The following is a 26,125-nucleotide window of genomic DNA, read 5'->3' as shown; positions in this document are numbered from 1 at the left end:
TACATCTGATATTTGTATGTAAATACAGAAAAACTTTTTGGTCAGATGGATGCTTTGCTCGTAATATAGGAAATGTTTCTAAAGAAATGATTGAAAAATACATACAAAGTCAGGGATAGGCTTACATCCACTATACCTTTAGGTTAGTGGTTTTACACCCTAATTTATAAAAAGATTTAACAAATCTATAAAATCAAAAATAAAAAAATAAAAATAATTTTAGAAAAAATATACAGAACGGTTGTTCGATATGGTATAATATAAATATATTGGGTTAGAGAGGAGAAGCAGATGAGTATAATAAAAGCGACAAATAAATTTCAGGGAAATTCATTGGAGAAGAATGAGCAGCGTGTTGAAATGATTAAAATAACAAAAGATGATGCTGATTTGCCAATTAAAATTAAAAAACTTATAAAGTACATAGAAGAAAAGGATTTAGAAAAAATTCAATATGTCATAGAAAATATATTGTTTTTTGAAATAGTTTCATTTGATATAATAATTAAGTACATAAATAAATTAAATGGATATGAAAATATAGAAAACGATTTTAAATATGCATATATATTAAAGGCAGAGAATGGATTTAGAAGAACTATGGATTATTTAGTTAGAAGAATACAATGATTAAAGTTATTTATCATAGAGAAACTAAGCTATTCTAAGTCACTATTAAATCTTAGAATAGCTGATAGAATATATTGTAAATTTATATTTTTAATAAAATTAACAAATAAATAAAATGCAAAATAGAATGTATGGAGTGTGAAAAGTGGAAGAATATCAGTTTAACTTAATAAAAAAGCTTTGTGCTGAAAGAAAAATACACAAAGGTTGGTTTAGAAATATTAAAAAATGTGACTGTGGTGGAGATATATATGAACTTAATACACAACTAGGTACTATGTATCAATGTAAAAGCTGTGGCGAGATGTATAGATAGTGCTGAAATATTAGCTAAAGAAGATGAGGTGAAGTCAATTAGTAAAAAAGATAAGTTATCTGTTTTTATCAGTTTAATATTAAGACATAAACCAGAAATTATTGGAATTAAACTAGATGAGTATGGATATGCAGATGTTAATGAATTGATTGAAAAAATAAATAATGCTGGTAGAAATATTAATATAGAAATCCTTGAGCAAATAGTTAAAGAAGATAATAAGCAGAGGTACAGTTTTAATGATGATAGAAGCAAGATTAGAGCAAATCAAGGACATTCAATTAATGTTGAGGTTGAATTGAAAGAATTAGAACCGCCAAAATGTCTTTATCATGGAACAGCTACTAGATTTTTAGAGAATATTAAAAAGGAAGGTATTGTTAGACAAAGTAGATTGTATGTACACTTATCAAATGATATAGATACGGCTGTTAAGGTTGGGAAAAGGCATGGTGTACCTGTAGTTTTAAAAATTAATACAGGAAAAATGTGTGAAAATGGTTATAAATTTTATTTATCTGAAAACAATATTTGGTTATGTAAGTATATACCATTTGAATATGTAGAGATTCTTGAATAGATAAATTAAGGTATTCAACTTTTAGAAGCTTTAAAATCAAGGTGTTTTCAGTAGAAAATATTAAATTGTAAAAAAAATAGGGTACTAAAAATGATTAACTTTAAAATTATAAAATATCTAATTACAGTTTAGGAGGAATAGGTTATGAAATATGAAGAATATGAGGTAGCTTTAAAAAGAATTGAAGAGTTTGAAGAAATAACAGAATACAAACAAATTGCTGACGAAGTATTAGAAAAATTAGATTCTAATAATTGTATATTAAAAATAAAATTTGATTTTGACGATTGTCTAACATACGACTTAGATTTAAGTTCTGATGATGAACAAGAGAATTTTATAAAAAAAGAGATGTATTGCGCATTTAGAAATATAAAAAATAAACTTGAAGAAATGATGGAAGAAATATAAGTAAAAATATCTAATTAAAACAGTTTAGAAAATTGCAAAGTGTCTTTTGATGTAAAATTGTTGAAGTGTTTTGTAACTTTCTAAAATGGAAGTGAGAGGAGAGTAATATAATGGATTTAAGATGTATAAGTCTACACTTTTATTACAAGATAGTTGATTTAGAAAAATTTGAGGATGTGTTTTATTCTCAAACAAATTTTAAAGAAATTACTGGAGACATTGATAAAATAACATCATTAGAAACTTTTAAATATTATAGTGATTACTATAGGAAAATTATAGCAAAAGGTTTGGAGATTGATGAAAACAAGGTAATTAGTGTAAGTTGTGAGGAATACTATGAAAATACTTATGAAGATTAGAGGATTGTAGATTTATAATTGCTGTGATGTAAGGAGGGTATTAAATATGGAAAATATAGAATTAACACCTAGAAATTATTTTGAGGATATAAAAAATAGAAAGCAAAAAAACACAAATGAAAATCTTGATATAGTATATGAAAACTCTTTGATTCTTTTAAACAAATATATTGTAACTGGTCAAAAAAAGGGTGCTAAGAAATTAATGTTTTTACTTGAATGTATTGAAAAAGAAAGAAATGTAATAGAGCTGGGAATAGATACATTTGTGTATAAAGAAGATATAGAAAAATATATTGATGATATATCTAAAAATACAGTAAAAATAATAGAACTTGAAAATTATGAAAGAGAAATACCAGATGAAATAGTAGAAATAATAGAAAAAACAAAAGATATATTTGATAAAATGTATGTTTTGTTTACTGATTATACAGGTAAAATTACAAAGGAAATAAGCAAAGAGAGGAGAGATAAAGACCCAATACTATTTGGAGTTTTTTCAGATGAGAAAAGTAGAGCTATTGTAGATAGATTTTATTATCTTGGAGATTGGGAGGATGAGTATTGTGATTTAACATTAGAGAAAATGATAAATGATTATAAGAAAAAAGGAAGACAAGACATATTAAAACATATAATTACACCTAAATCATTAGATGAGTTAAAAAAAGAATTAGATTCTTTAGAAAAAAATAATGATACATATAAGCAACTTGCCAATATAAAGCCATTACCTACTACAAAAAACTCTAGTGTAGAACCACCTAAATTAAATATATTTAAAAAAATAAAAAATAGAGTATTTAAAAATGAAAAGTAATGTTGATTTAACAGAGAATAGGGATTTTAGAGATGTAAGAGGAAGAGGCATCAATATTTTAGGTATCGAAGATGCACCAAATAGAATGTTGAATGGTTTTAGTGATTTTGGAATTGGACGTCTTTATGGTAAAAATTTAGAATTTGAATTTGATAAAAATGAAATGTTTTTAACTGGAAATGCGAATGACAGAGAAGAAAAAAAGTTTCTTATGCTTTGTGAAGAAAATAAGGTTTGTATTAGATGTGGAGATGAATTAAGAGAGGGGTGGGATAAGGTAAGCATAGAATTATGTAATAAATGTTATGAAATATTAGATACTGAGTATAAAAATAAAAAGATAATTAGAGAATTATTTTTTAGAGATAGAAATATGAATATAGAGTTACTTTAAGAGATATATAAGAAAAATAAATATGAGGAGGATTAATAATGGTTAAATATAATTTATTGTTAGAATTAAATAATATTTTAGCTAAAATGGAGAAACATTGTGATGAAATGATGGAAAAGTATAAATGTAAAGAGTCAGGAGCATGTACTAATTGTGAATTTGCTAATTATGGTAGATATCTTGAAAGTGGATGTGTTTATGTAGACATAGAATCATTTGGTATATATGATATGGTAAAAAGAATTATTGAAAAAAATAAAGAAAAGATTGATTTAGAAAGAAAATTAAAGTATCCAGCTATATATAAACATTTCAAAGGTGGATTTTATGTAGTTATGGGAGTTAGTAAAGCTGTTACTGGTGATGAACTTGATAAGATATTTAAAAATATAGGATGCATAAACAGACTAGATGTACTTGAATATAGATTTGGCTCTAGACATACAGAAACTAAGGAAAATGTAATTATATATAGAGACAATAAAGGCAATTTATATCATTATAAAGATGTTGACAATAATACGAATTTAGTAATATATAAAACTTTATATGATGGAACTGGAGCTTATGCAAGACCTATTGAAATGTTTTTATCTAAAGTAGATAAAGAAAAATATCCTAGTGTTGTTCAAGAATATAGGTTTGAAGAGGTGTAAATATGCCAACATTTAATAGATATAGAATAGAAGATTTAAGCGGATTACAAGATGAAAGGTGGAGAAATGAAGAATTTAGAAATAGATGCCTAGCTGATTGGATTGCTGGAAACATCCCACACGCCTCTAATCCTACAATTATTGACCAATTTAATAATGAGCTTGGAGGTCTAGCAAATGAATTTACACGATGGAATATGGAAGATTTTTTTGCTCAACTTACTCCAATAAAAAAAGTTAGAATAGAAGATGTGACAAGAAAATATTTGAATCCACACTATTATACTCCTGATGAATTTAATTTTAATAATATTACAAATGATGAAAATCTATATTTAGGAATAGAATTAGAAGTGGACAGTGGTGGTAAAAATGAAGAAAATGCAAAGTTTATTCAGGAATTTTTAGGAGAAAAAAATTGTTATATAGTTAGCGATGGAAGTTTAAATAATGGCTTAGAAATAGTAACTCATCCTTGTACCCTACAATATCATAAAAAATTAGAATATAAAGATTTATTTGAAGAATTAAAAGAAAAGGGATATAAATCTCATGATACATCAACTTGTGGTTATCATATACACATTAATAGAGATTTTTTTAGCAGTGATTTAACTATACAAGACTTATGTATTACAAAGATTTTATATTTAATAGAAAAATATTGGAAATATGTAACAGTAATAGCTAGAAGAAGGTCAAACCAATATTCTAAAAGATTTGGAATTAAAGATAATGAAAGTATGTTTGAACTTTTAATTAAAGCAAAGGGGAGTTACGTATCTAAATACAATGTGGTTAATTTACAACATAGTAAAACAATAGAGTTTAGGATGTTTAGAGGAACATTAAAATATGAAACTTTTATAGCAACTATGGAATTTGTACATAATTTAGCTTATATATGTAAAGATACATCTTTAGAAGATATACAAAATATAGAATTTCAAGATATATTAAATGTATATCAAACAGAATATCTATTGTTATATTTTAATAATAGAATTGAAAATATGAATAATACTGTTGATTTAGAAGATGAATATAAAGGAATTCTTGGAAGAAGATTATTTATCAGAGATGGATGGTCGCTTTTTCATGAGAGCTTAATGTAATAAATATAAATTATAAGATACTAAATAGCTAATAATACGTGACCTACTACATAAGGAGGTATAATTTTGAACATTAAATCAAGGTTAGAATCAAATGAATATAATTTTCTTAGAGAAGAAGAAAGATTAAAAAGAATGATACTTCTTACAACTGGAGGTAGCTATGCATATGGAACTAATATAGAAACCCCTGAACATATATCTGATTTAGACATAAGAGGGATATATTTAAATTCAGCACAAGAAATATTAACTATGAATTGTATAAATAAGCCATATGAAAATAAACAAACAGATACAGTTATATACCCATTAAAGCAAATAATAACATTATTATTAAATGTGAATCCAAATGTAATAGAAATATTAGGTACAAGAAAAGAAGACTTATTTGTTTGTACTGAAGAAGGTAGACTTTTAAAAGATAATGTAGATTTATTTTTAACTAAAAGAGCTGCTAATAGCTTTGGTGGATATGCAATATCACAACTAAGAAGATTACAAAATGCTTTAGCGAGAGATAATTATGAACAAAAAGAAAAAGAAGAACACATAATGAACAGCGTAAACAGGCAAATGAAAACATTTGAGGATAGATATAAAGTCGTATCTGAGGAAGAAATAAAATTGTATATTGAAGAATCTAAAAGAACAGATTTAGAAGAAGAAATTTTTATAGATGTTAATCTGAAAAAGTATCCACTCAGAGATTTAAAAGGTATGTGGAGTGAAATGAATAATATACTAAAAGATTATTCTAAATTAAATCATAGAAATAATAAAAAAGATGAATTACACCTTAATAAACATGCTATGCATTTAATTAGATTGTTTTTAATGGGTATAGAAATACTAGAAGGAAAAGGGATTAATACATATAGAGAGAATGATAAGGAGTTTTTATTAGATATAAGAAAGGGAAGATATACCTATAATGAAATATTTGAGATTGTAAATGAATTAGATAAAAACTTTAAGTATGCAGAAAGGAATTCTTGTCTACCTAATTCTCCAGATATGAAAAAAGTAAATGAACTGGTCATGTATATGACTAATAGAGTGTTAAACAGATAGATAATCAAAGAGGTGTAAACATGAGCGTAATTAATAAAGAAGAATTAAAAAATAAAGACATTTATTTTTATGAAGAAAAAATATCTATTCCCAATAAGCTATAAATTTATTAAACAAGAAGATGGAAAGCTTAGTGAATTTAAAGCACATGAATATATAACAAAGTAATTAAAACAAATGTTTTAATGTGATTTTACCTAGTAGGTACAAGGAGGTTTTCAATGAAAGAGCTTTTAGAAGTAAAAAAAATATTTGATAGTTTAGCAGCTACATCTAGTAGAAAAGAAAAAGAGAGAATATTAGAAAAATATAAAAATAATGGGATTTTTGTTGAATGTTTGCAATTTCTTTTAGATCCATATGTTGTAACTGGAATATCTAAAAAGAAAATATCTAAGTCATTGAATAATGTTAATTATAATAATCTTGAAACTGTATATGACATGATTGATTATTTAACTAAAAATAATAGCGGTAGAGATACAGATATTAAGTCTATACAGGTATTTTCTGAAAAGGATTCAGACTTAAAAGAATTTATTATTGGATTGGCAATAAAATCAATTAAATTAGGTTTGACATCAAAAACTGCAAATAAAATAATGCCAGGACTTGTAAGAGAATTTGGGGTAATGTTAGCAGAAAATTATGATAAAAATAAGGATAAACTTGCTAATAAAGAATTTATTTTAACAACTAAATTGGATGGAACAAGAATAATAGTAGTTAAAGATAAAAGTTCCATTAAAATATTTAGTAGACAAGGACAGATAATAGAAAATTTAATTGATATAGAGAAAGATTTTATTAAAATGCCTGTAGGAGTTTATGATGGTGAATTACTTGCAGAAGGTATCTATAAAGATTCTAAAGAGCGATTTAAAGATACTTTAAAAAGATGTAGAGTTAAAGGTATTAAAACAGGATTAAAAATGGTTTGTTATGACTATATTCAAAATATAAATGACTTTTATGCAGGAGAAGATAAAACGCCATGTTATATTAGAAAAAATAAACTTGAGAGGATATTTAAAAGACTTATCAATGAACTAAAATATGTTGAATATTTAGAACCGCTCTACCAAGGTAGAGATGTTACAATGATTAATAAATATTTAAGTGAAATAATATCCAATAATGAAGAGGGAGTAATGATTAATATATCTGATGAATCATATCAATGTAAACGTGTAAAAAGCTTACTTAAAGTAAAGGTGTTTAATACATGTGATATAAGATGTATTGCTATAGAAGAAGGTGATGGTAAATACAAGGGTTTGTTAGGCAATATAATATGTGATTACAAAGGATATAGATTAGGAGTTGGCTCTGGATTTACAGATGAACAACGTAAGTATTATTTTATCAATCAAAATAAGATATTAGGACGAGTTATAGAAGTAAAATTTTTCGAGGAAACCAACAATGAAAAAGGTGAACTATCCTTAAGATTTCCTGTTTTTCTAAGAGTTAGAGAGGAAGGTAAAGAAGTTTCATATTCTTAAAAAGATATACACAAAGTGTTTAATTGTGCGAATATAAATAATAAAATTATAAACTAAATAAAATACAAAATAACTATTGAAATAAATGAGAAGTTATGTTATTATTATAAATAAGGAAGAGGAGCTAAATACAATATGTTAAGGATATAAACTAAATAAAATACAAAACAATAGAGGTATAAATGTATGGATAGGATTTATTTTGCGAAAAATAAAGATATGGAAGATTTTTATATAGGCAATGGTAATAGAATTGGTTTTAAGACATTAGGAGGCTTGAGAGCTTCGTTAACACTTAAAAATAAAAATATTGAACAATATGATTTATATTATATAGATTTAAATTTTAATATTCATAAATTTGTAGATTGGGAGAAGATAAAATGATAAATGTAACTAATCATGCACTAAGAAGATATATAGAGAGAATTAAAGAGTGTGAGAAAAATTATGTAGAGCAGAATCTGAATTTAAACAAAGAACAATATCAAAAAGATTTAAATAAGATGTTTGAACAAAGTAGATTGATTTACACAGGAAGATTTAATGATAAATATACTGAAACAAATTTTAGGCTAGTTGACAATATCATACTAATAACAGATTTGAGAGATACAAAAATAATAACATTGTATAGGGTTGAATATGGAATCGACAGAGAAACTGACTTAATGATAATTGAAAATTTATTGAAAAAGTTAAATAAAACCGAAAAAGAATATATTAATATAATGGATGAAATATCATCTGAAAAGGACAAATTATTAGCTGAAAGAGAAGGATTGACATCTGAAATAGAAACGCTAAAAGAGACTTTAGATGTTATGAATGAAAGTTTAAAAGTACTTAGTAAGTATATTAATACATTTTCCTATAAAGAAAAACAAGCTAAATCAGAAATGGAGATAATAGCAAAGAAAATAGTTTATAGCAGTATATATAGAAAAGAAATGTTAGAATGTATGAATTAAAAAAGTATTTAGGAGCGATTTATGAAAACAATAGAGCTAAATCAAAACGAAATAAGAGCTATAGTGTTATATCAAAAGGAGGTTTGAATGACTAAATATAAAATAGAAGATGGAATTAATCTTATAATTTATCCATCTAAGAAACATAATGTTAAGTTTACCTTAATTCTAGAAAATGAAGATAAAAGAGAAATACTTAAAAAAGTTTTTAAGATACTTAAAGAGGGAACGTATTGTGTTTCTATTGAAGGTAAATTAAGCAGTGGGGAAGTAGAATTAGGAAATGTTACAATAACAGTTTTTGTAGATGGAAATATTATTTTAAAAAATGAAGGTATTGAAATATTTGGTGAGTATAAAGTTGAATATTAAAATCATTAGATATTATAAATCTTGAGTATTTACAGTCAAATGAAATTTAAATAAAATAACAGTTTTAAATGAATAAAATTAAAAAGGAGAATTAATAAATATGGATGATAAGGTATTAATACAGTTAACGAATGGAGCAATAGTAGACATAACAACAGAGCAAGAATATTCGAGTGGATGTGAAACGTGTGACTATGGCAGCTGCTATACAACAGACTTAATGATAATATATAAGAATAAAAAGAAGGATATTATAAGAGATGAGTCGATGTATGATTATGGGATGTCTTTGTCATCTATTATGAAGGTTATCTTAAATCATCAAGAAGATATAGAAAAGTTAAAAGAAGAGGAGGTAGCAGAATTTATAAAAAATAAATTAGAAAATGAGCATGATTGTGATGAATTAAAAATAATAAGTGAGGGATTTAATGAAATATATTAAACATGTAAATAATGGAGTAATGAGAGCAATAGGTATTGATAATTATAAACCTTTATTAAACATCATAAAAGAAAAAGTGAATTTAGAATCTAATTAAAACAGTTTTAATTAGCGAGGTGATACATATGGGATTAGATTTAGGTTTTTATTCAGTAAAAACAAAAGTTACAGATTTAGATACTTATTTAAATAAAACAAGAGGTGAGAAATATAAGGAATCGAATAATGATGAAGAAGAGTTTTATAAGTTTGAAGAATTATTAGATATTGATATATCTTTAGAAGATTGGTCAGTTATTCGTATGATATATAAAGCCAAATGGGAAAAAGGTTATGAAAGTTATGAAGATGAAGCCATACTTATTACAAAGGAAGATTTGGAAGATTATATAATTCCTTTTCTTAAACAAAAAGATATAAATTCTAAGATATACAATAAGGATAAAGAGTATTATTATAAAAATGATAAAAAAGTAACAGTTGATGATAGATATACACAGGAGTTTTGGGATTTAGTATTAAAAGAATTTCAAAAAATGTTAAACATAATTGATTTTGAAAAACATAGTTTAATTATTATGTATTGGTATTAAGATAATAATTTTAATTTATTTGGAGGTTTATAATAATGAAAAAAATGTACATAGCAATTAATTCAGACTTAAATATGAGTCCAGGCAAAGTTGGAGCACAAGTTGCACATGCAGTTTATGATTATTTGTATAACAAAATTTTAGACACTGTTTCTTGCTCTTATGAAACAGAAATAATAGCACATGAATTAATAGATTTAAAATGTGATTTAACGTCATTTAAGAATAATGGAGATACAATATGTATATTAAAAGCTAAAGAGGCACAATTATTAAAATTTAAAGAAAAAGGTTATTTAACTATAGTGGATAGAGGATTAACAGAAATTCCTAAAAATAGCATAACATGTGTTAACTTAGGAATATTTAATGAGGATGAAATACCATCTACAATTAAAAGATTGAGATTATATTAAGGAGAAAGACAATAAATGTATTCTAAAGGTGATGTAGTAAAAGTATGGTGTTATCAATGTGAAAGGATAGAATTTCAAGAATTTGTAGGATATTTTAATTCTTATTTTGATAATTATAAATTAAAGAAACGATGGAAATGCTCTAAGTGTGGCGTCATCAATAATTTTTAAGAGTTTAATTAATGGAGGAATGAGTTATGAAAATAAAGAAAATAATTTTAGGATTAGATAACTTAGAGAATGTAGAGTTGGGTATTGGAGATGTAGGGGATTTTTATTTAGATAATATACATGAAATTATTGGAGGATTTACTTTGAGTTATATAGGTAAATGCAAACAGGCAGATTATTTACATATACAAATACATAAACGTGTTGATGAAATTCAAAGATTACATGATTATAAGGATATTACAAATGTAAAGATAGAATACGAAGACGGAAGTGTGGAGGATATATGTACCTTATAAACAAGAAGGGGATTTCTTGGGTTTAGATAATCTTTATCAAACTTCTTTTATTAGTAAACAAGGTTATTTACATATAGTTATCTCTAAGGATAAAACAGTAGAAGAAGTCTTCAATGAAGAATTTGAGGATGATGAAGGGGTAGAATTTAGTTTTAATATGTATGGAATATAAAACTTAAAATGGAAGGAGATGAGCAAATATAATTAACTCTTTTAAGAAATTAATAAAGTCAAAATATATAAAAAATAACGAATCAATAAAACCATTAGAAAGAATTTTTGAATATGAAATAAGAATCAAAGAAAAAAGAACATATTTTAATTTAGAATTATTGATTTATGAAAAAAGAATTAAGATAATTAAAAAAATATTTTTAAAAGATATACTATGCCATTATCGAAGAGATGTAGAACAACTCGTCATTTATGACCTGGATAAATATCTTAATATGACAGATAAAGAAATGGAGGAATATATTATAAATTTAATAAAAGATAAAATAAAAGAAGAGTATGGGGAGAATAGACTTCCTGAAATACTAATGGAAAAATTTATAAAACTCGAAAGAAAAGGTTCGGTGACTGTAGACGTACAGGATTTAATAGAGGGATAATAAATAACAAGTTAAAATACAGGTTTTAAAAGGAGAGTATTGTGAAATTATTTAAAATAAAGGTTGCACATTTTGCACCAAAAGACTTACATTCTTCAATACAAGAATATGTAGTTGCTAATAACGACAGAGATGTTTTTGAATATTTAGCAAATGGATATGCTTATTGGAAAGATATAATTGAAAGTTATGATGAATTAGATATAGATACTTATGATGAAGCATTAGAAACATATGAAGATATTTACAATAATAAGGGTGATGATAGAGAAGTATATGATTTATACTATGGAGCTACTCAATATTCTTGGGAAGAAGTAGAACTTGTAGATGATTCAGTAATAGAATTAATGATTAAAAATGAATTGGCTAAGAATATAGAAAAATAAAGAGAAAAAAGATTATGATAAAATTAATAACACACAATGATTTAGATGGTGTGCTTAATGGAATATTAAATATATTACAGAATTATTACGCTATAGCAATACCAATACTTAAATAAAGAGGTGAAATATATGAAAGATATTTTAGGAAGAGAAACTAAAGAAAATGATTTAGTAGTGGTAAAAGGTACTGGTAGATATAATAAGGGATTAAGGGTGGGCTTAATTAGAAAAAATTCTATAAAATTTGAAGATAATAATTCAGCAACTTACACTCAATTGTTTAAAATAGTTAATCCATCATCTGATGAATTAACTATAAAAGAAAATATACTAAAATACGAAAGAGAATATGAGAATGTTAAAAGTGAGAAAGAACAAGAAAGAAAGTCTAAAAGAGCAATACCTAAAAAGAATCTTGAATTAGGTAAATTATATTTAGATGATAGAGGTAGAAAAATATATTACTTAGGAACAGGGGTTGTAACTAAGTATGAAGATGAATGGGATAATAAATGGAGAGGAAAAATCGTAGGAGAGGGTATAATAGTAATCAATGTAGATGATTTTACTGAAAGATATTATGGAATAAATTTATGTTATGACCTTGCTAGAAGGGGTATAGATGTGAGAAAGACAATACCTAGATTTGTTGAAGATTTAGATAATCAACTCAATATTAGTGATAGAGTGATAGAGCTTTTAGAAGAAACAGAGAAGCCCATATATATATATGGTGTTACAGGACTACAAAAAAGAAGAAAAATCTTGATAGAATTAAAAACTAATTAAAATCTTAATTTTAAATGGAGGTACATATGAAATTTGAAGATAACATGATTAAATCTTTTAGAGAGGTTAGAGTTGGAGACATTATACTTGCAGGTAATAACAAGTATTTAATAGTATCAATATTAAATTATTTTGGATATGTGAACTTAGATACTGGTGATTGTAGTTTTGGCTTTAGATCAATTGAAGAATTAATGAAACAATTCGATAAACAAACGCGATTTATTCAAAATGATAGATTTAAATTAATACTAGATTAATATAACATAAAATTTTACTTTTATTGAGAGATAAGTATTTTAAGAAAATGATATTAAAATAGAAGTAATTTAGATGATTTGTTAAAGCCAATATGTATTAAATACAATTTAGATTTTAATAACTATGATATATAAAATGAAACTAATAATTTATGAGGTGTAATAATAATGATAGATAAATTTAATTATGAATTATATAATGAGTTCCCACATTTATCACCAATAATAGAATTATATAATTTAAGTATAGAGTACATAAGAGAAGTTGTGAGTATACTTATCAATACAGATATGACATTTCAAAGGTTTAAATATTCCAAATCTAGGGTTGAGTGTTCTATGAAAGCGTATATTATTTCACCTAATAGTAAGCTAAGCGTTGTATTTGCATACGATTGTGAATTAAATGGAATTGACTTAGACAACCTGAAGGCAATTATATGAGTATAAACAAATAAAAATAATACTTTACAAGAAAGGTAAATTGAATATGTGTAAGTTTTGTGAAAGTATAGTTGATAATACAAAAGATATACTTTTAACCTCAAGAAGTAGATTATTAGAAGATAACACATGTGAAATTATAGCGGAAGATAATTGTGATAATTGTGAAGATGGATGTTATGAATATTTTAAATTAAATGGATATAAAAGTAGAGGAAATATATATATGTTAATATTGACTACTACAAAAATATTAGAAAAGTAATAATTGCTCCATGTTCAGAATCAGTACATATAAACTATTGTCCATATTGTGGTAAACAAGTTTCTAAAGATATAAAAGATTTTAATTGTATTCCTGGGCATATAGTAGATGTTAGATATAAAAATGGTGATGTATATGATTATGATATGAAAAAGTCTGTACAAGAAGTCATGGATAATACAAGAGATAATTAACTAAAATGATACTTTAATAGGAGGTAAAAATGAAAGGAGAAATTTTATGAGAAAAATTAAAAGGTATGAAATTACAAGATATAGTTCTGTGAATAGTTTTGATGAGTATATAAAATATTTAGAACAAAAAGGTTATATTGATTCAGAGAGGCATCCTGTTAAATGTTTCTATTGTGGATGTAAAAAAATAAAAATAGATAATGAGGAACATTTAGATGGATTTATGTCTCCAGTTTGTGAATATGATGCTATATGTAAAAGTTGTAATAAAAAAATTGGACATTGGGCGTATGGTAGTTGGGGAATATAAAAAATAATATAAAAAGGAGATATTTAAAATGAATAAAGGAATTAAAAACTATATAACAGCAGTGAATTACTTACTTGATAACTTAGAGTATATGATGGAGGATGACGAATTTGATAATGAAAGGCTACAAAAAAGAATTGATGTAATTAGAAAATTTGAGGAAGAATTATAAAATGGAAAAGACAAGAATTGTTAATTATAGAAATGTTGCTGATTTTTTAGTCTGGTTAGGATTTGAATATACAAAAAACGAAGAGGGGAAGTACATATTTAAAAGAGATAGTAAATTTGACAGAGCATGGAAAGATTTACATTACTTAAGAGCTAAGTATAATGAAAGAGTAAAATAATATTTAATTGGAGGGAGCTATGGATTTTGAAAGAAATGTTATATTAAAAAATGGTAACTTACAAGTTACGTTAGTTAATGATATAAAAACAGATAGTTATAGTATGGGTCTTAGGCAAATAGGAGGGAAACCAGAATTTAAGTATATAAGTAGAGAACTATATAATAAATTACTAGAAGAATTGTTAAATCAGGAGGAAGTTAAATTTAAAGGAGGCACTAATGATTAAGACAATGGCTTATGATATGAGGACTAATAAGGAGTATCCATCAAGCGACTTAAAGTATGTAACATTTTTTGATGAGGATGGTATACTTAGAGGCATTCAAGATTGGATAAAATTAAGATATGAATTAACTGTAACTAATGATGAAGGTGACAAGGTAGTAATAGAATTAAAATAAATATTTTAAGAAGATTGAGGGTGATATATTATTAAGCCAATATTTAATGAAGAAAAGAAATTTTTAGAATTAAAACTAGGAATAACTTTACCAAATGATTGTTGGAGACATGGATCTAAGATATATTTAAATCACTTTGATAAATGTCCAATAATTACATTTAAAGTTGATGGACTATATGACGAAATAAAAATCAAGAAAAATAGTTTAAATAATATGGATTACAGGAGCTATACATTAGAGCAAGAATATAACTTGATAAAAGAAGTATTAAATGAAAAATATTTACAAAGTGTAGAAATGACTAAAAGATGGATTTTGAAATATAAAAATAGCCATAAATTGTTTGTAAGTATAAGTGGTGGTAAAGATTCTGATATTACAAAATACATTGTAGACAAATCAATTAAAGAAATAGGAGAAGATATTCAGTATAATTTAATAGCATTTAATACATCTAATGATACAGCAGAGACTTATAAATATCTTAAACAAGAACATAATATGAGCAAAGATAATATTATAAGCCCCAAATTAGGTTACTATCAATGGATAACAAAGAAGAAAAAATATTTTACTCCTACAGTAATGAATAGAAATTGTTGTAGTACATATAAAGAAGGTCAAATGACTAAAGTTATGGATAAAAAAGATAATATATTAATATTTTTAGGAATGAGAGCAGAAGAAAGTTCTAAACGTAGTCATTATGATTGGAATTTAAATAAGGCTCAAATTGATAAAGGTAAAAAATTGAATGTACCTGAAAATTGGATTAGATTTTTACCAATTGTAAAATGGAGTGATGCTGAAATATGGTTATTTATTTTACATAATAATTTCAATTATAATAAAATGTATGATTTAGGATTTAATAGAGTTGGCTGTTTAATCTGTCCATTTCAAAGTGATTATATAGATTTATTAATCAGAGAATATTATCCCACTCAATGGAAAAGATGGAGAGATATATTAACTAAAAATTATGAACTATTTGGAATCAAAAGAAGATTAAAATGGAGTTTACTAGAATGGACATATGGTGGAAAGTGGAAGCAAGGTACTTCAAAAGAGCAAGAATTAATAAATAAAAAGGCAACAAGTGAAAGAGTTAGTCAATTAGCAGATCTAAAAAACATATCTGAAGAAACAGCTCTAAAATATTTCAATAAAGAGTGTAAATGTCATAAAAAATTAAATCCATCTGAAATAGCAATGAATTTAAAAATATTTGGAACTTATGAAAATAAAAATGATAATAGAGTTTATTTGTGCAAAAAATGTTTATGTAAAGAATTAAATATAAGTAATAAAGATTATGTAGAAAAGGTAAAAGAATTTACTTATGGAGGATGTAATTTATTTTAATAAATGATATATAGAGTTGATGATCCATTTAATTACAATTCAGAAATCTGCAAGTCAAAAATATAAAAAGTGTTTAAAATCATGGTTTTAAATGATTATAAGGTATCAATTCTAAATGACCAAACAAATCTAAAAGTTTAATTCAATATAAAACAATTCAAAGAAGCCAATCAATATTCAATTCAAAGGAGATGGTATTATAAGAGAGTTAAAATTACTAAGTTTATTTTCGGGAATAGGAGCATTTGAAAAAGCACTAGGAAATATTAATGTAAGGTATAAATTAATAAATTATTGTGAAATTGATAAATATGCAAGTAAATCATATTCAGTTATACATGATGTAAGTGAAGATATGAATTTAGGTGATATAACAAAAATTGATATATCTAAGCTTTCACGAGATGTAGATATAATTACACATGGAAGTCCATGCACAAACTATTCTGTGGCCGGAAAAGGAGATGGAGGAGATAAAGGAAGTGGGACTGCTTCTTCTCTGATGTGGAATACAGTCGAAATAGTTAAATATGTTAAACCCAAATATGTAGTTTGGGAAAATGTAAAAAATGTACTAAGTAAAAAACATAAACATAATTTTGAACAGTATATAAATGATTTAAAAGAATTAGGATACGCCTCATACTATCAAATCTTAAATGCAAAAGATTTTGGAATACCTCAAAATAGAGAAAGAATTTTCTGCATATCAATACTAGGAGAACACACTCCTTATGAATTTCCAATAGGTTTTCCATTAAAATATAGATTAAAAGATTTTCTTGAAAAAGAAGTAGATGAAAAATATTATTTATCAAAAGAAATACAAGATAGATTTACTAAATTTCCAACAGATAGATTAAATAATGACGATTTAGAAGTTATTGGAACAACCACACCGAACCCATACAATGATAAAGGAGATTTAATATTTGATAAATGTACATCTGCATGGTGTTATAATCCAGATAAATGCATATCAACCTTATCTGCAAGAGACTATAAACAACCCAAACAAATTATAGATAAAATAATTAAAGAAGGTAACGTATCTCAACATCCTAAATCTCAAGCAGGTCAAGTTATATCAGATGAAGGATTATCTATGACTTTATGCAGTGGTACACATGGATATGCTATGGGATATATTAAGGAAAATGATGTGTCTAATGGAGCTATAAGAGGTAGATACAATGAACAAGGTGATATTGAACAGAAATTAGAAATAAGAGAAGATGAATGTTCCAATACAATAACTACAGTTCAAAAGGATAATGTTATTATCGAACCTAAAATAAATCAAGTAGGAGAATTAAATATAAAGGGATATGATTTATTAAAAAGAGTATATGGGGGTGATGGAATATCTCCAACATTAAATGCTATGACTGGTGGGAATAGACAGCCTAAGATACTAGAAGAAAGAGCAATTAAAGAGGGATATTTTAAATATCCAAATAGCAACAAAGCACATCAAAGTAATACTTGTTATAATCCTAAAGGATTAAGCCCATCTTTAGATACTTGTCAAGGTGGAAATAGGCAAACCAAAATAGTAGAAAGTTTAGATAATAATTTTAAGATAAGAAAACTCACACCAAAAGAATGTTGGAGATTAATGGGATTTTATGATGAAGATATAGATAAATGTATAAAAGCCAAGATGTCCAATACTCAACTCTATAAACAAGCAGGTAATTCAATTTGCGTATCAGTCTTAGAAGAAATATTCAAAAAACTATTACAGGAATACATAGATAATTAAATAATTATAAAATGTCAGTTTTAAATTAAAAAATATGGTCTCGTATATGCCATTCTAAAGATGTATATAAATGACTGCTTGTGTTTATACCTTTATTGCTTAAAATGGCATATACGAAGTTTATGAAAGGTAGTGATTTCAATACTTATAGATGAGCAAAGATATCGTGAGTTATTAGAGGAAAACAGGGAATTAAATATTAAAATTGGTGAATTAAATGAAGAAATGCTATTTTTACAAGAAGAGAATAAAGAGTATGAAGAAGTTTTGGATAAGTGGCAAAGTGTAAAAGAAGAAATTAAATCTGCATATGAAATTAGAAGAAGGCTAAATAGAAAACATGGAAAGTTAGAAATGATATGGCATAAAATTGAGGATTTGTAATGGATACAAATAAAATATATGAGAAAAAAGAATATATTATTATCAAATCTAAAACTGGATATATTGTTTATAATACAAATAAAAAATTTGAAGAAGGGCATACTCATTTAAAAAGTTATAATGCTGCCAGAACAGTAATTGATTTAGCTATCAAAAAGAAGATACCAAGAAGCTATTCTGTCTACTTTATAACAAGTCTTAAGAGAATTTCTAATGATATAAACTATATAAAATCTATAAATAAACTCATGGAAACAAGAGGTAATAAAGGTTTAAAAGAAAAATATATAAATTCTAAAAAAATCTAAAATGATTATTACATAGGTAGAAAAATAACTTATGTCATACAATTGTCATCAAGATGTAAAGGAGTGATTAATATTTGAAATCCTATAAAGAAAAACAGTTTTTAGTATTTGAATTTGAAGATGGGAAGAATGTAAAGTATAATTTGGCAACAGGCGAGTACGTTGGTAAATCTGGAAGGATTGTAAAAGATGTGTGTGCTCAACTTAGAGGATATAATTTACATGAGGTAATAAATTCTTTTGAAGATGAAAATTATAAGTGTTTTTTAAATTTTGTAGATGGAAGAGTAAATAGAAGTAAGAGTAGCAGAGCTTGGGGAAGGAGGGTTGAAAGAATAAGAAATATAGGAAGTTTTTTAAATGAAATAAATAATTATTCTGAGTATGAACAATTATTCTCAGCAGGATTAAAAAAAATAATTTATCCGATACATTGTGATATTAAGAGTATACCTAAAGGTCTTATTTCTATCTGTAGGAATCATAGTATTACTTTGAGTGACCGATTGATACAAGGGTATAGTAAAAACCCAAATTTATATAATAATTTATTAAGCTTAGAATTGAATTCAATAAGAAAAACTAATTTAATTTCAATTCTTGATTCTGGTTACGATAGAATGATATTTGATAGATTAATAGATACATATAAATACAAACCTCAATCACTTATAAATTATATAGATAATCTAATGACATATGAAGCATTAAATGGACTTGAAAGTACTCTAAATGAATTATATGACTATGTTGTTATGATGAGTGCAATAAGTGATAAATATGAAAAATATCCAAGAAATTTCTTAACAACTCATAAAATAGCAACTCGAAATTATAATCGTCTTAAAACTGAATTTGAAGAAGAAATATTCAATAAAAGAATAGACAAAACATTAGAATATTCCTATCAAGATTATAAATTCATATATCCAAAAAGCACGAGTGAAATTAAAGATGAAGCAGTACAACAAAATAATTGTGTAAGTAGTTATATCCAAAATGTTATAGATGGAAAGTGTCATATATTATTTATGAGAAAAAAAGATAATCTAAGTAAGAGCTTAGTAACAATTGAAGTTAGAGATGACAAAATAGTACAGGCTAGAGGGAAATATAATAGAGATGTTAATGAAAAAGAACAAGAAGCAATTGATAAATATAATAGTAGAATAGAAAGGATGAAGAAAGTATGTTAATAGAAGGAACTAAAATAAAACTAATGAAAGAAATACAAGGCTTTAGAATGTTAGAAATAGGAGATATATTTGTAATTACATCAGTAGAAAATAACGGAAATATACATTTTAAAACAGATTATGGAATGGGATTTATGAATTATAGTGAATTTGAAAAGTATTTTGAAGTTGCAATAGAGACTAAGAAAAAAGAACATATTTGGAGTGAGTGGAGAACTGCGACTGTATTTGGAACAAATAAGACTTATAAGTATAGAACAAATGGAAAGAAAGTAGAAGTTAGAATGGGAGATTTTAAAGCATCAGCTACTTGCCATGATTCAGATGAGTTTGATTTCAATAAAGGTATTAAGTTATGTCTGGCAAGAATTGAAGTTAAAAAAGCAGAACATAAATTAAATTTATTATTAGATGAAATAAATAATAAATAAATTTAGGAGGACTAAAAATGACTTGTAAACTTAAAGATATATGTGAAAATAAAAATAGCTGTTGTGATTATTGTTGTTATAATCCAAATGCATATTTAGAGGATGCATTTGAATGGAATGGAGAAGGAAAAGAGCCATCTGAAGAAGATTTAGATGATGCTCGTGTAGAATAAATGAGTAGTTAAAATTATCATTTTAATATGAGTGGAGGTATTTATGAGGTGGAGAAATATAGCAGTAACAGGAGCTTTGATAGTTGGTAGCACGATACATGTATTTGCTAATACAGAAGATGTTATTAATAATAATATGAATAAAGAGCTTATTAGAGATACAGCAAAGAACATTAATTTAATGTATAAGTACGAGTGGGAACAATATAAAAACACTAAAGAATACAAATTAGAAATTAAAAGAATTAATTTAGAAAAAGAGTTAGAAGTAAAAATAGAAAAATTAATTCCTGTAACATGGGAAGTAAGTTACTATACTTCTTTAAACTGTGAAAATAGTAAATATGGAGCTATTACAGCTACAGGAGAAAAATTACGATATGGGTTTGTGGCCAATAATCATCTTAAATTTGGAACTAAAATATTAGTTGATGGAAATTTAAAGGTGGTTAAAGATAGAGGTTCTAATAAATATTTTGGAAATTCTAATGCAATAGATGTATTTGTACCAAGAATAAAAGGGGAGAGTGATTATAAATATTATAAAAGGGTGAACAATATGGGAAGACATTATAAAGAAGGTTATATTATTGTGGAAGGTTAGGAGTTGATAAATTGAAAGTAAATGGAATAAAAATACCAGGAATTATTGATGTATCAAATGTGTGTGTTTATGGAATTAAAGAAAGTATAATTTCGAGTGGTTATCCTATGCAGCAACAAATTAAAGATATGAGAGAAGTAAATATTTCAGAAAAAGATTTACAACGAGCATGTCAATTAGGCAAATCAAAACAAGGTTCAGGCCATGATTGCTTCTCTAAAGGAATTATTGTCCAAATGGATTTGCAATGGTCAGAATATATGTGGAGACAGTGGGATAGATATCATCATAATGACTATGTATCTAGTCAAAGTAAAATGCACAGATTAACCAAATTTAATATTGATGATATGTGTAATAAGTATGTTGTTAAAAATACAATAAATTTCCTGAATGAATTGATTTACGATTATAATAATTTTCAGGAATTAAAATTAACCACATCTGATGAAGTTACTCTTAGAAATGGAGAAAATATTAGAGCTACAAAGGAAACTCTTTGGAAAATTATAATATCAAATTGCCCATCAGGATTAATGTTAACTGCAAGAGTTACATTAAATTATCTACAAATAAAATCTATGATAAATCAAAGAGAAAATCATAAAATGGAAGAATGGAGAATTTTATGTGATTTCTTTAAAACATTACCAAAATATAAAGAATTAATGATGTAATCATATTAAAAGGAGAGGTTAAATGAAATTAGGAATACCACAAATTTTAGTAATAATAATATACGTTATGCAATTAGGAACGTCTTTAGCTAATAATGGAAAAGTAAAAGAAATGAAAATAAGTTTTGGAGTATCTACAATTTCAAAGCTAATAATTTTTGGTTTATTGTATTAGGGAGGATTTTTTAGTTAAAATAAATAAAATTAAAAATAAGTATTGAAATAATAAATAGAACATGTTATTATAAGTATATAGAAAAATTAAGAATAATTACAACTAAATAAAATACAAAATCAAAGAGGAGAATATTTATGGCGAAAAAAAATGTAAATTACAATGAGGTTTTTGTTAGTGGGGAAGTGTTAGATATATTAGCAGCAGAAAGAGTAAAAGAAGGAACTCCACAAGAAGCAATAAAGTTTAAACTTAATGTTGCTATATCACAAGATAAGAATGAAATAGTTGATTATTATGGAAGCATATACACATCTGCTGGAGGAGTTAATAAGATATCACAGGGATTAGAAACAGTTGTGAATGATATTGTAACTAGAGCAGAAGAGGGTAGAGGAGAAATAGTTAGATGCACTTGTCAGTTAGATGATAATACATATTATAGTGATGGAGAAAAACATGAAGGGTTTAGAATACAAGGTAAATTTTGTAACAGACAAAAAGATGCAAAACTACCTATAAAGGCAGGTATATTATGGAGGGCATATGTATACTTGGAGGAAATAATAAAAATAGAAGAAGGATTAGAAGTAATAGGAATAATGAATAAATACAATGATAATGGATTTAGAGTTAGACTTGTAATTGATAATACAGAAGTAATAAAAGAATTTGAAAAGCTATATAAAGTGGGAGATGTACCACAATTAGAAGGAGATATAGTAACTGAGATAATAGAAGGAACTGGTGGATTTGGTACAGGGAAAAAAGATAAAATAATAAAATATCTTAGAATAACTGGAGGTTCAGGAAATAAGATATCAAAAGAAAATGATTTTGGTGAAGATGGGAAGCCTAATCCATTCTATAAGGATAATATAGTAGCCATGATAGATAAAATGGAAGAAAAAGAAAATGCCATGAAAGAAAAAGATGCACAAAAGAATAACATAAATATTGAAGAATCAGATTTACCATTTTAATTAATATTTATAAACTAAATAAAATTTAAAGGAGAGTTTTATGGAAGAACAAATAGCTAACATAGAGAGTGAAGTAAAACAATTAAAAGATGTAATAAGAAAAATGGTTGGAGATTTAAAAGAAAATGAGAATAAAGATTTATTAATACCATTTCGCAGAAGTGAAAATATAAAAGATTTATTAGTAAGTTTAGTTGATTTTCAAAAAGAGGTAGAAAGTATTGAAAAGAGTTCTAATAATCCATTTTATAATAGCAAATATGCAAATTTAGATAATATTCTAACAACAATAAGACCAATATTAGCAAAATTTGATTTATGTATAACTCAATTTCCTATTTCTGGTGGAAACAATTCGGTATCAATTAAAACTGTATTATGGCATTCTAGTGGTCAGTTTATGGAGTCTGATAGTGTACCTATAAAACCGAGTAAATTAGATATTCAAGGATATGGAGCAACAGAAACATATAGTAAGCGTTATGCACTAGGTAGCTTACTTCAATTATCATTTTGCGAGGATGATGATGATGGCAATTCTCAAGTTAAACCTCCTAGTAAAAAAAATACATCTCAAGATATTCAAAGTACCCAACCTAAGCGTTCTGGAAGAATATAGAATAATTTAAAAGGTCGCTCAATTAGGGCGACTTTTTAACATTAACAATAAGAAGGAGGAGAATTATTGGGAAGAAAAATAACTTGTAGATACTGTAAAGAAAAATTTCTAGCTGAAGATATATACTCAGTGATTCATATTACTAAAACGGGCAGAGAAGAAAAACGAAATTATTGTTGTGAATTACACTATAGATTAGAAGAAAGAGAGAAATGGCTATGGAATCAAATTTTATTAGGAATAGATAGTATTATTGGTTACAAATGTATCGCAAAAAATAAGACTAAAATGATAAAAGAGATGTTAGATAACGGTTATACAAGAGAAGATGTTTATAATTGTATTTTAGAAATGAAAACTCAAATAATTGACGCTTTAGAGTTTAGAAAAGATATAGAAAATGAATATCAAAAACTATGCTATATATTTACAATATTAAAAAATAATATAAGAGATGTTACAGTTGTAAAGAAAAATATACAAAGAAAAGAGAAAAAAGAAACTGAGATGGATTTAGTAGACATACCTGAAGAAACAATGAAAATTCCAGTAGCGAGAAAAAAAAGAACAACAACCTTAAAGGATTTAATAAAGGAGGTTGGAGAAAATGGTATTAGAAAATAGAGGGAATATTGAAAGCCTTGTGATATCGGTTTTGTTGCAAGATATAAGTATAATTGCTGACTATCCTCTATCTGAAAATGACTTTACTTTTCCGAAAACTAAATTTTTTTACAATCTCATAAGAAAATTAAGTACAAAATATAAAGAGATAGATGAAGTGACGGTTTCAGCATTTGTAGGAATATCTCCTTCATTAAATGAATCATATGAAAAATATGGTGGTTGGGAAAGCATACAAAAAGTTAGAGATTTAGGAAATATACACAATCAAAAAAAATATATAGATGATTTAGAAAAATCTAATCTTATAATAAGGCTAGAAAGTAAAGGCTTTAATATAGATAAGGAAATTGAAGTGGAAGGTATAAAAGTAAAACCAATAGACTTATTTCCTTCTATGAGTGCATCTCAAGTTCATGATTTTTATGAAATGTTATTAGCAGATAGTAGTATTAATTTAGTTGGAAATGATGTTGTTATAGAAGACTTGCATTATACTTCAGAAGAAATATTAAAAAAGAAAAATAATGAAGATGATAACTCAGCTAGTTTTGCAATAGCTTTAAGATGGCAAACTGATACTGGAGAAGAAAGATATGTTCAGGGTATGCCTATGTTGAGTAACATAATAGATGGAGTGGGACACTCAAATGGTATATATTTTATAGCAGGTCATAGTGGCACTGGAAAAACAACTTTTACTTTAAATATGGCTATGGGACTAGTAGAATCTGATTGTAAAGTCTTGATAATAAGTAATGAACAACAAAGCGAATACTACAAACAGATATTAATAACATATATATCAAATGCTATATTCAATTGTCATACAATGACTAGAAGAAAAGTTAAAAATTTTGATTTTACAATTGAAGAAGAAAAAACTTTCTACTTAGCAAATAAGTTTATTGAAGAGAAATATTCAATACCAGGAAAACTTAAATTCATATCAATGTATGATTTTAACACTGAAAAAATAAAAAAAATAGCTAAAAAATTAAGTTTGAGTGAAGGCTATGATACTTTAATACTTGATACTTTTAAAGCTGAAGATGCTTCATCAGGAAATTCTACAGGTGAAATGAATGAAGCAGCTAGAGATTTTGATAAGTTTGGAAAACAAATGAAGATGAGGATAATTTTTCCTATACAATTAGCAACTTATACTGAAGGAAAAGTCAGTTATTTGACTGCTGCTTGTATATCAAATGCAAAACAAATTAAAGAGGTTGGGCATACAATAACATTAATGAGAAAAATAATACCAGATGAACTAAATCCTGAAAAAGATAGATATTTTTTAAAACCTTACAGATGGAAAAAAGGTAGGTTAGAAGGGAAGCTTCAAAAGTCATATTTAGAGATTATAGATAGTTCCACAAAAGAAGGGAAAGAAAGAGAGTTTGATAAAAATTGTATAGATATTAGGAAAAAACACATTCTGTTATTTGTAAATAAAACTAGGTCTGGCGATGATGATAATAAAATATTATTGTATGAAATGGATGGAAGGTCAGGAAGATTTATAGAAAAAGCATATTGTGATAATGTATTCGTTGGGCAATTAACCTATTAGGAGGTGATTATCTATAGATGCGAAAGAGCTTTTAAAAAGCATAACTGAAGAAGATATAATAAAAATACTTAGTGAACTTGGAAGTGATTT

The 26,125-nt window shown here is 25.9% G+C and carries 47 protein-coding genes; all 47 read left to right on the top strand.

The features are described from left to right. Window positions 1–5 precede the first annotated feature (5 nt). On the top strand, window positions 6–119 hold the full coding sequence (locus tag KGF39_RS20235; protein WP_413927081.1) for a transposase: 114 nt from the start codon (window positions 6–8) through the stop codon (window positions 117–119). A gap of 172 nt (window positions 120–291) precedes the next feature. Continuing rightward, window positions 292–630 (top strand): hypothetical protein, encoded by a 339-nt coding sequence (locus KGF39_RS08685; protein ID WP_227821990.1) that lies wholly within the window; start codon window positions 292–294, stop codon window positions 628–630. A gap of 145 nt (window positions 631–775) precedes the next feature. Then, window positions 776–946: a hypothetical protein gene (locus KGF39_RS08680; RefSeq protein WP_227821989.1), complete on the top strand. Its 171-nt coding sequence runs from the start codon at window positions 776–778 to the stop codon at window positions 944–946. Then, entirely contained in the window at window positions 927–1,526 is a 600-nt protein-coding gene (locus tag KGF39_RS08675; RefSeq protein WP_413927080.1) for an RNA 2'-phosphotransferase, read from the top strand. Before KGF39_RS08680 ends, KGF39_RS08675 begins: the two co-directional genes overlap by 20 nt. A 144-nt stretch (window positions 1,527–1,670) precedes the next feature. Next, complete coding sequence (locus tag KGF39_RS08670; RefSeq protein WP_227821988.1) at window positions 1,671–1,937, top strand: hypothetical protein; 267 nt, start codon at window positions 1,671–1,673, stop codon at window positions 1,935–1,937. A gap of 110 nt (window positions 1,938–2,047) precedes the next feature. Beyond that, complete coding sequence (locus KGF39_RS08665) at window positions 2,048–2,299, top strand: hypothetical protein (RefSeq protein WP_227821987.1); 252 nt, start codon at window positions 2,048–2,050, stop codon at window positions 2,297–2,299. A 46-nt stretch (window positions 2,300–2,345) separates the two neighbouring features. After that, a complete protein-coding gene (locus KGF39_RS08660) occupies window positions 2,346–3,122 on the top strand; it encodes a hypothetical protein (RefSeq protein ID WP_227821986.1) in 777 nt (258 codons plus the stop codon). Then, a complete protein-coding gene (locus KGF39_RS08655) occupies window positions 3,112–3,516 on the top strand; it encodes a hypothetical protein (RefSeq protein WP_227821985.1) in 405 nt (134 codons plus the stop codon). The genes KGF39_RS08660 and KGF39_RS08655 overlap by 11 nt, the downstream gene beginning before the upstream one ends. Before the next feature lie 38 nt (window positions 3,517–3,554). Then, complete coding sequence (locus tag KGF39_RS08650; RefSeq protein WP_227821984.1) at window positions 3,555–4,172, top strand: DUF1653 domain-containing protein; 618 nt, start codon at window positions 3,555–3,557, stop codon at window positions 4,170–4,172. Window positions 4,173–4,174: 2 nt separating this feature from the next. Beyond that, window positions 4,175–5,287 (top strand): amidoligase family protein, encoded by a 1,113-nt coding sequence (locus KGF39_RS08645; protein WP_227821983.1) that lies wholly within the window; start codon window positions 4,175–4,177, stop codon window positions 5,285–5,287. A 66-nt stretch (window positions 5,288–5,353) separates the two neighbouring features. Continuing rightward, a complete protein-coding gene (locus tag KGF39_RS08640; protein WP_227821982.1) occupies window positions 5,354–6,361 on the top strand; it encodes a DNA polymerase beta superfamily protein in 1,008 nt (335 codons plus the stop codon). 221 nt (window positions 6,362–6,582) lie between these two features. Further along, the gene (locus tag KGF39_RS08635; protein ID WP_227821981.1) at window positions 6,583–7,866 is read left to right on the top strand and encodes a hypothetical protein; all 1,284 of its coding nucleotides are present in this window, start codon (window positions 6,583–6,585) and stop codon (window positions 7,864–7,866) included. Window positions 7,867–8,052: 186 nt separating this feature from the next. Beyond that, window positions 8,053–8,253, top strand: coding sequence for a hypothetical protein (locus KGF39_RS08630; RefSeq protein ID WP_009900679.1), 201 nt, complete (start codon window positions 8,053–8,055; stop codon window positions 8,251–8,253). Then, window positions 8,250–8,837 carry a hypothetical protein gene (locus tag KGF39_RS08625; RefSeq protein ID WP_227821980.1) on the top strand — a complete coding sequence of 196 codons (588 nt, stop codon included), beginning with the start codon at window positions 8,250–8,252 and terminating at the stop codon, window positions 8,835–8,837. Before KGF39_RS08630 ends, KGF39_RS08625 begins: the two co-directional genes overlap by 4 nt. A gap of 87 nt (window positions 8,838–8,924) precedes the next feature. Next, window positions 8,925–9,209 carry a hypothetical protein gene (locus tag KGF39_RS08620; protein ID WP_207013486.1) on the top strand — a complete coding sequence of 95 codons (285 nt, stop codon included), beginning with the start codon at window positions 8,925–8,927 and terminating at the stop codon, window positions 9,207–9,209. A gap of 100 nt (window positions 9,210–9,309) precedes the next feature. Continuing rightward, entirely contained in the window at window positions 9,310–9,654 is a 345-nt protein-coding gene (locus tag KGF39_RS08615; protein ID WP_107597792.1) for a hypothetical protein, read from the top strand. Beyond that, entirely contained in the window at window positions 9,641–9,751 is a 111-nt protein-coding gene (locus tag KGF39_RS08610) for an acyltransferase (RefSeq protein ID WP_227821979.1), read from the top strand. Before KGF39_RS08615 ends, KGF39_RS08610 begins: the two co-directional genes overlap by 14 nt. Window positions 9,752–9,779: 28 nt before the next feature. Further along, window positions 9,780–10,247 (top strand): hypothetical protein, encoded by a 468-nt coding sequence (locus KGF39_RS08605; protein WP_227821978.1) that lies wholly within the window; start codon window positions 9,780–9,782, stop codon window positions 10,245–10,247. Between the two features lie 35 nt (window positions 10,248–10,282). Continuing rightward, window positions 10,283–10,663, top strand: a complete 381-nt coding sequence (locus tag KGF39_RS08600) for an aminoacyl-tRNA hydrolase (protein WP_009900664.1) — start codon at window positions 10,283–10,285, stop codon at window positions 10,661–10,663. A gap of 15 nt (window positions 10,664–10,678) precedes the next feature. Continuing rightward, entirely contained in the window at window positions 10,679–10,834 is a 156-nt protein-coding gene (locus KGF39_RS08595) for a hypothetical protein (RefSeq protein WP_200807561.1), read from the top strand. Window positions 10,835–10,860: 26 nt separating this feature from the next. Beyond that, complete coding sequence (locus tag KGF39_RS08590; protein WP_227821977.1) at window positions 10,861–11,133, top strand: hypothetical protein; 273 nt, start codon at window positions 10,861–10,863, stop codon at window positions 11,131–11,133. A gap of 16 nt (window positions 11,134–11,149) precedes the next feature. After that, window positions 11,150–11,305: a hypothetical protein gene (locus tag KGF39_RS08585; RefSeq protein ID WP_227821976.1), complete on the top strand. Its 156-nt coding sequence runs from the start codon at window positions 11,150–11,152 to the stop codon at window positions 11,303–11,305. Between the two features lie 160 nt (window positions 11,306–11,465). Beyond that, complete coding sequence (locus KGF39_RS08580; RefSeq protein WP_227821975.1) at window positions 11,466–11,747, top strand: hypothetical protein; 282 nt, start codon at window positions 11,466–11,468, stop codon at window positions 11,745–11,747. Window positions 11,748–11,788: 41 nt separating this feature from the next. Beyond that, the gene (locus tag KGF39_RS08575; protein WP_227821974.1) at window positions 11,789–12,136 is read left to right on the top strand and encodes a hypothetical protein; all 348 of its coding nucleotides are present in this window, start codon (window positions 11,789–11,791) and stop codon (window positions 12,134–12,136) included. A 129-nt stretch (window positions 12,137–12,265) separates the two neighbouring features. Further along, entirely contained in the window at window positions 12,266–12,925 is a 660-nt protein-coding gene (locus KGF39_RS08570) for a hypothetical protein (protein ID WP_227821973.1), read from the top strand. A 26-nt stretch (window positions 12,926–12,951) separates the two neighbouring features. After that, window positions 12,952–13,185, top strand: a complete 234-nt coding sequence (locus KGF39_RS08565; protein WP_227821972.1) for a hypothetical protein — start codon at window positions 12,952–12,954, stop codon at window positions 13,183–13,185. A 168-nt stretch (window positions 13,186–13,353) separates the two neighbouring features. After that, on the top strand, window positions 13,354–13,629 hold the full coding sequence (locus tag KGF39_RS08560) for a hypothetical protein (RefSeq protein ID WP_227821971.1): 276 nt from the start codon (window positions 13,354–13,356) through the stop codon (window positions 13,627–13,629). Window positions 13,630–13,675: 46 nt separating this feature from the next. Then, a complete protein-coding gene (locus tag KGF39_RS08555; protein WP_227821970.1) occupies window positions 13,676–13,894 on the top strand; it encodes a hypothetical protein in 219 nt (72 codons plus the stop codon). A 240-nt stretch (window positions 13,895–14,134) separates the two neighbouring features. Beyond that, complete coding sequence (locus KGF39_RS08550) at window positions 14,135–14,398, top strand: hypothetical protein (RefSeq protein ID WP_227821969.1); 264 nt, start codon at window positions 14,135–14,137, stop codon at window positions 14,396–14,398. A 28-nt stretch (window positions 14,399–14,426) separates the two neighbouring features. Continuing rightward, a complete protein-coding gene (locus KGF39_RS08545) occupies window positions 14,427–14,570 on the top strand; it encodes a hypothetical protein (protein ID WP_227821968.1) in 144 nt (47 codons plus the stop codon). A 1-nt stretch (window position 14,571) separates the two neighbouring features. Beyond that, window positions 14,572–14,748, top strand: coding sequence for a hypothetical protein (locus KGF39_RS08540; RefSeq protein ID WP_227821967.1), 177 nt, complete (start codon window positions 14,572–14,574; stop codon window positions 14,746–14,748). Between the two features lie 19 nt (window positions 14,749–14,767). Continuing rightward, a complete protein-coding gene (locus tag KGF39_RS08535; protein WP_227821966.1) occupies window positions 14,768–14,977 on the top strand; it encodes a hypothetical protein in 210 nt (69 codons plus the stop codon). After that, on the top strand, window positions 14,970–15,152 hold the full coding sequence (locus tag KGF39_RS08530) for a hypothetical protein (protein ID WP_227821965.1): 183 nt from the start codon (window positions 14,970–14,972) through the stop codon (window positions 15,150–15,152). The genes KGF39_RS08535 and KGF39_RS08530 overlap by 8 nt, the downstream gene beginning before the upstream one ends. A gap of 255 nt (window positions 15,153–15,407) precedes the next feature. Beyond that, the gene (locus KGF39_RS08525; RefSeq protein WP_227821964.1) at window positions 15,408–16,520 is read left to right on the top strand and encodes a phosphoadenosine phosphosulfate reductase family protein; all 1,113 of its coding nucleotides are present in this window, start codon (window positions 15,408–15,410) and stop codon (window positions 16,518–16,520) included. Between the two features lie 169 nt (window positions 16,521–16,689). Next, entirely contained in the window at window positions 16,690–18,285 is a 1,596-nt protein-coding gene (gene dcm, locus KGF39_RS08520; protein ID WP_308463832.1) for a DNA (cytosine-5-)-methyltransferase, read from the top strand. Between the two features lie 132 nt (window positions 18,286–18,417). After that, window positions 18,418–18,669 (top strand): hypothetical protein, encoded by a 252-nt coding sequence (locus tag KGF39_RS08515; RefSeq protein ID WP_227821963.1) that lies wholly within the window; start codon window positions 18,418–18,420, stop codon window positions 18,667–18,669. Beyond that, window positions 18,669–18,977 (top strand): hypothetical protein, encoded by a 309-nt coding sequence (locus KGF39_RS08510; RefSeq protein ID WP_009900655.1) that lies wholly within the window; start codon window positions 18,669–18,671, stop codon window positions 18,975–18,977. The genes KGF39_RS08515 and KGF39_RS08510 overlap by 1 nt, the downstream gene beginning before the upstream one ends. Before the next feature lie 74 nt (window positions 18,978–19,051). Beyond that, entirely contained in the window at window positions 19,052–20,173 is a 1,122-nt protein-coding gene (locus KGF39_RS08505) for a PcfJ domain-containing protein (protein WP_227821962.1), read from the top strand. Further along, window positions 20,167–20,604, top strand: coding sequence for a hypothetical protein (locus tag KGF39_RS08500; protein WP_227821961.1), 438 nt, complete (start codon window positions 20,167–20,169; stop codon window positions 20,602–20,604). The genes KGF39_RS08505 and KGF39_RS08500 overlap by 7 nt, the downstream gene beginning before the upstream one ends. Before the next feature lie 17 nt (window positions 20,605–20,621). Then, entirely contained in the window at window positions 20,622–20,777 is a 156-nt protein-coding gene (locus KGF39_RS08495) for a hypothetical protein (protein WP_227821960.1), read from the top strand. 43 nt (window positions 20,778–20,820) lie between these two features. Beyond that, on the top strand, window positions 20,821–21,381 hold the full coding sequence (locus tag KGF39_RS08490) for a hypothetical protein (protein ID WP_227821959.1): 561 nt from the start codon (window positions 20,821–20,823) through the stop codon (window positions 21,379–21,381). Window positions 21,382–21,392: 11 nt separating this feature from the next. Beyond that, a complete protein-coding gene (locus KGF39_RS08485) occupies window positions 21,393–22,058 on the top strand; it encodes a hypothetical protein (RefSeq protein ID WP_227821958.1) in 666 nt (221 codons plus the stop codon). 22 nt (window positions 22,059–22,080) lie between these two features. Continuing rightward, entirely contained in the window at window positions 22,081–22,233 is a 153-nt protein-coding gene (locus tag KGF39_RS08480; RefSeq protein WP_227821957.1) for a hypothetical protein, read from the top strand. A gap of 137 nt (window positions 22,234–22,370) precedes the next feature. Beyond that, entirely contained in the window at window positions 22,371–23,216 is an 846-nt protein-coding gene (locus tag KGF39_RS08475; protein ID WP_021402153.1) for a hypothetical protein, read from the top strand. Window positions 23,217–23,256: 40 nt separating this feature from the next. Then, window positions 23,257–23,835: an ERF family protein gene (locus KGF39_RS08470; RefSeq protein WP_227821956.1), complete on the top strand. Its 579-nt coding sequence runs from the start codon at window positions 23,257–23,259 to the stop codon at window positions 23,833–23,835. Window positions 23,836–23,901: 66 nt separating this feature from the next. Next, entirely contained in the window at window positions 23,902–24,459 is a 558-nt protein-coding gene (locus KGF39_RS08465) for a hypothetical protein (protein WP_083289938.1), read from the top strand. Next, complete coding sequence (locus KGF39_RS08460; protein ID WP_227821955.1) at window positions 24,443–26,035, top strand: DnaB-like helicase C-terminal domain-containing protein; 1,593 nt, start codon at window positions 24,443–24,445, stop codon at window positions 26,033–26,035. The genes KGF39_RS08465 and KGF39_RS08460 overlap by 17 nt, the downstream gene beginning before the upstream one ends. The last annotated feature ends 90 nt before the right edge of the window (window positions 26,036–26,125 follow it).

Source organism: Clostridioides sp. ZZV14-6345 (assembly GCF_020657775.1).
Taxonomy (GTDB): Bacteria; Bacillota; Clostridia; order Peptostreptococcales; family Peptostreptococcaceae; genus Clostridioides; species Clostridioides difficile_D.
Note: the sequence above shows the minus strand (reverse complement) of the source record. Positions and strands in the feature narration are given on the sequence as shown.

What these genes read in the sequence shown, in the direction of transcription:
- KGF39_RS08685 (WP_227821990.1), top strand. Translation starts at nt 292, where the DNA reads ATGAGTATAATAAAAGCGACAAATAAATTTCAGGGAAATTCATTGGAG.
- KGF39_RS08670 (WP_227821988.1), top strand. Translation starts at nt 1,671, where the DNA reads ATGAAATATGAAGAATATGAGGTAGCTTTAAAAAGAATTGAAGAGTTT.
- KGF39_RS08665 (WP_227821987.1), top strand. Translation starts at nt 2,048, where the DNA reads ATGGATTTAAGATGTATAAGTCTACACTTTTATTACAAGATAGTTGAT.
- KGF39_RS08660 (WP_227821986.1), top strand. Translation starts at nt 2,346, where the DNA reads ATGGAAAATATAGAATTAACACCTAGAAATTATTTTGAGGATATAAAA.
- KGF39_RS08655 (WP_227821985.1), top strand. Translation starts at nt 3,112, where the DNA reads ATGAAAAGTAATGTTGATTTAACAGAGAATAGGGATTTTAGAGATGTA.
- KGF39_RS08650 (WP_227821984.1), top strand. Translation starts at nt 3,555, where the DNA reads ATGGTTAAATATAATTTATTGTTAGAATTAAATAATATTTTAGCTAAA.
- KGF39_RS08645 (WP_227821983.1), top strand. Translation starts at nt 4,175, where the DNA reads ATGCCAACATTTAATAGATATAGAATAGAAGATTTAAGCGGATTACAA.
- KGF39_RS08635 (WP_227821981.1), top strand. Translation starts at nt 6,583, where the DNA reads ATGAAAGAGCTTTTAGAAGTAAAAAAAATATTTGATAGTTTAGCAGCT.
- KGF39_RS08630 (WP_009900679.1), top strand. Translation starts at nt 8,053, where the DNA reads ATGGATAGGATTTATTTTGCGAAAAATAAAGATATGGAAGATTTTTAT.
- KGF39_RS08625 (WP_227821980.1), top strand. Translation starts at nt 8,250, where the DNA reads ATGATAAATGTAACTAATCATGCACTAAGAAGATATATAGAGAGAATT.
- KGF39_RS08620 (WP_207013486.1), top strand. Translation starts at nt 8,925, where the DNA reads ATGACTAAATATAAAATAGAAGATGGAATTAATCTTATAATTTATCCA.
- KGF39_RS08615 (WP_107597792.1), top strand. Translation starts at nt 9,310, where the DNA reads ATGGATGATAAGGTATTAATACAGTTAACGAATGGAGCAATAGTAGAC.
- KGF39_RS08610 (WP_227821979.1), top strand. Translation starts at nt 9,641, where the DNA reads ATGAAATATATTAAACATGTAAATAATGGAGTAATGAGAGCAATAGGT.
- KGF39_RS08605 (WP_227821978.1), top strand. Translation starts at nt 9,780, where the DNA reads ATGGGATTAGATTTAGGTTTTTATTCAGTAAAAACAAAAGTTACAGAT.
- KGF39_RS08600 (WP_009900664.1), top strand. Translation starts at nt 10,283, where the DNA reads ATGAAAAAAATGTACATAGCAATTAATTCAGACTTAAATATGAGTCCA.
- KGF39_RS08595 (WP_200807561.1), top strand. Translation starts at nt 10,679, where the DNA reads ATGTATTCTAAAGGTGATGTAGTAAAAGTATGGTGTTATCAATGTGAA.
- KGF39_RS08590 (WP_227821977.1), top strand. Translation starts at nt 10,861, where the DNA reads ATGAAAATAAAGAAAATAATTTTAGGATTAGATAACTTAGAGAATGTA.
- KGF39_RS08570 (WP_227821973.1), top strand. Translation starts at nt 12,266, where the DNA reads ATGAAAGATATTTTAGGAAGAGAAACTAAAGAAAATGATTTAGTAGTG.
- KGF39_RS08565 (WP_227821972.1), top strand. Translation starts at nt 12,952, where the DNA reads ATGAAATTTGAAGATAACATGATTAAATCTTTTAGAGAGGTTAGAGTT.
- KGF39_RS08560 (WP_227821971.1), top strand. Translation starts at nt 13,354, where the DNA reads ATGATAGATAAATTTAATTATGAATTATATAATGAGTTCCCACATTTA.
- KGF39_RS08555 (WP_227821970.1), top strand. Translation starts at nt 13,676, where the DNA reads ATGTGTAAGTTTTGTGAAAGTATAGTTGATAATACAAAAGATATACTT.
- KGF39_RS08550 (WP_227821969.1), top strand. Translation starts at nt 14,135, where the DNA reads ATGAGAAAAATTAAAAGGTATGAAATTACAAGATATAGTTCTGTGAAT.
- KGF39_RS08545 (WP_227821968.1), top strand. Translation starts at nt 14,427, where the DNA reads ATGAATAAAGGAATTAAAAACTATATAACAGCAGTGAATTACTTACTT.
- KGF39_RS08540 (WP_227821967.1), top strand. Translation starts at nt 14,572, where the DNA reads ATGGAAAAGACAAGAATTGTTAATTATAGAAATGTTGCTGATTTTTTA.
- KGF39_RS08535 (WP_227821966.1), top strand. Translation starts at nt 14,768, where the DNA reads ATGGATTTTGAAAGAAATGTTATATTAAAAAATGGTAACTTACAAGTT.
- KGF39_RS08530 (WP_227821965.1), top strand. Translation starts at nt 14,970, where the DNA reads ATGATTAAGACAATGGCTTATGATATGAGGACTAATAAGGAGTATCCA.
- KGF39_RS08510 (WP_009900655.1), top strand. Translation starts at nt 18,669, where the DNA reads ATGGATACAAATAAAATATATGAGAAAAAAGAATATATTATTATCAAA.
- KGF39_RS08500 (WP_227821961.1), top strand. Translation starts at nt 20,167, where the DNA reads ATGTTAATAGAAGGAACTAAAATAAAACTAATGAAAGAAATACAAGGC.
- KGF39_RS08495 (WP_227821960.1), top strand. Translation starts at nt 20,622, where the DNA reads ATGACTTGTAAACTTAAAGATATATGTGAAAATAAAAATAGCTGTTGT.
- KGF39_RS08490 (WP_227821959.1), top strand. Translation starts at nt 20,821, where the DNA reads ATGAGGTGGAGAAATATAGCAGTAACAGGAGCTTTGATAGTTGGTAGC.
- KGF39_RS08480 (WP_227821957.1), top strand. Translation starts at nt 22,081, where the DNA reads ATGAAATTAGGAATACCACAAATTTTAGTAATAATAATATACGTTATG.
- KGF39_RS08475 (WP_021402153.1), top strand. Translation starts at nt 22,371, where the DNA reads ATGGCGAAAAAAAATGTAAATTACAATGAGGTTTTTGTTAGTGGGGAA.
- KGF39_RS08470 (WP_227821956.1), top strand. Translation starts at nt 23,257, where the DNA reads ATGGAAGAACAAATAGCTAACATAGAGAGTGAAGTAAAACAATTAAAA.
- KGF39_RS08460 (WP_227821955.1), top strand. Translation starts at nt 24,443, where the DNA reads ATGGTATTAGAAAATAGAGGGAATATTGAAAGCCTTGTGATATCGGTT.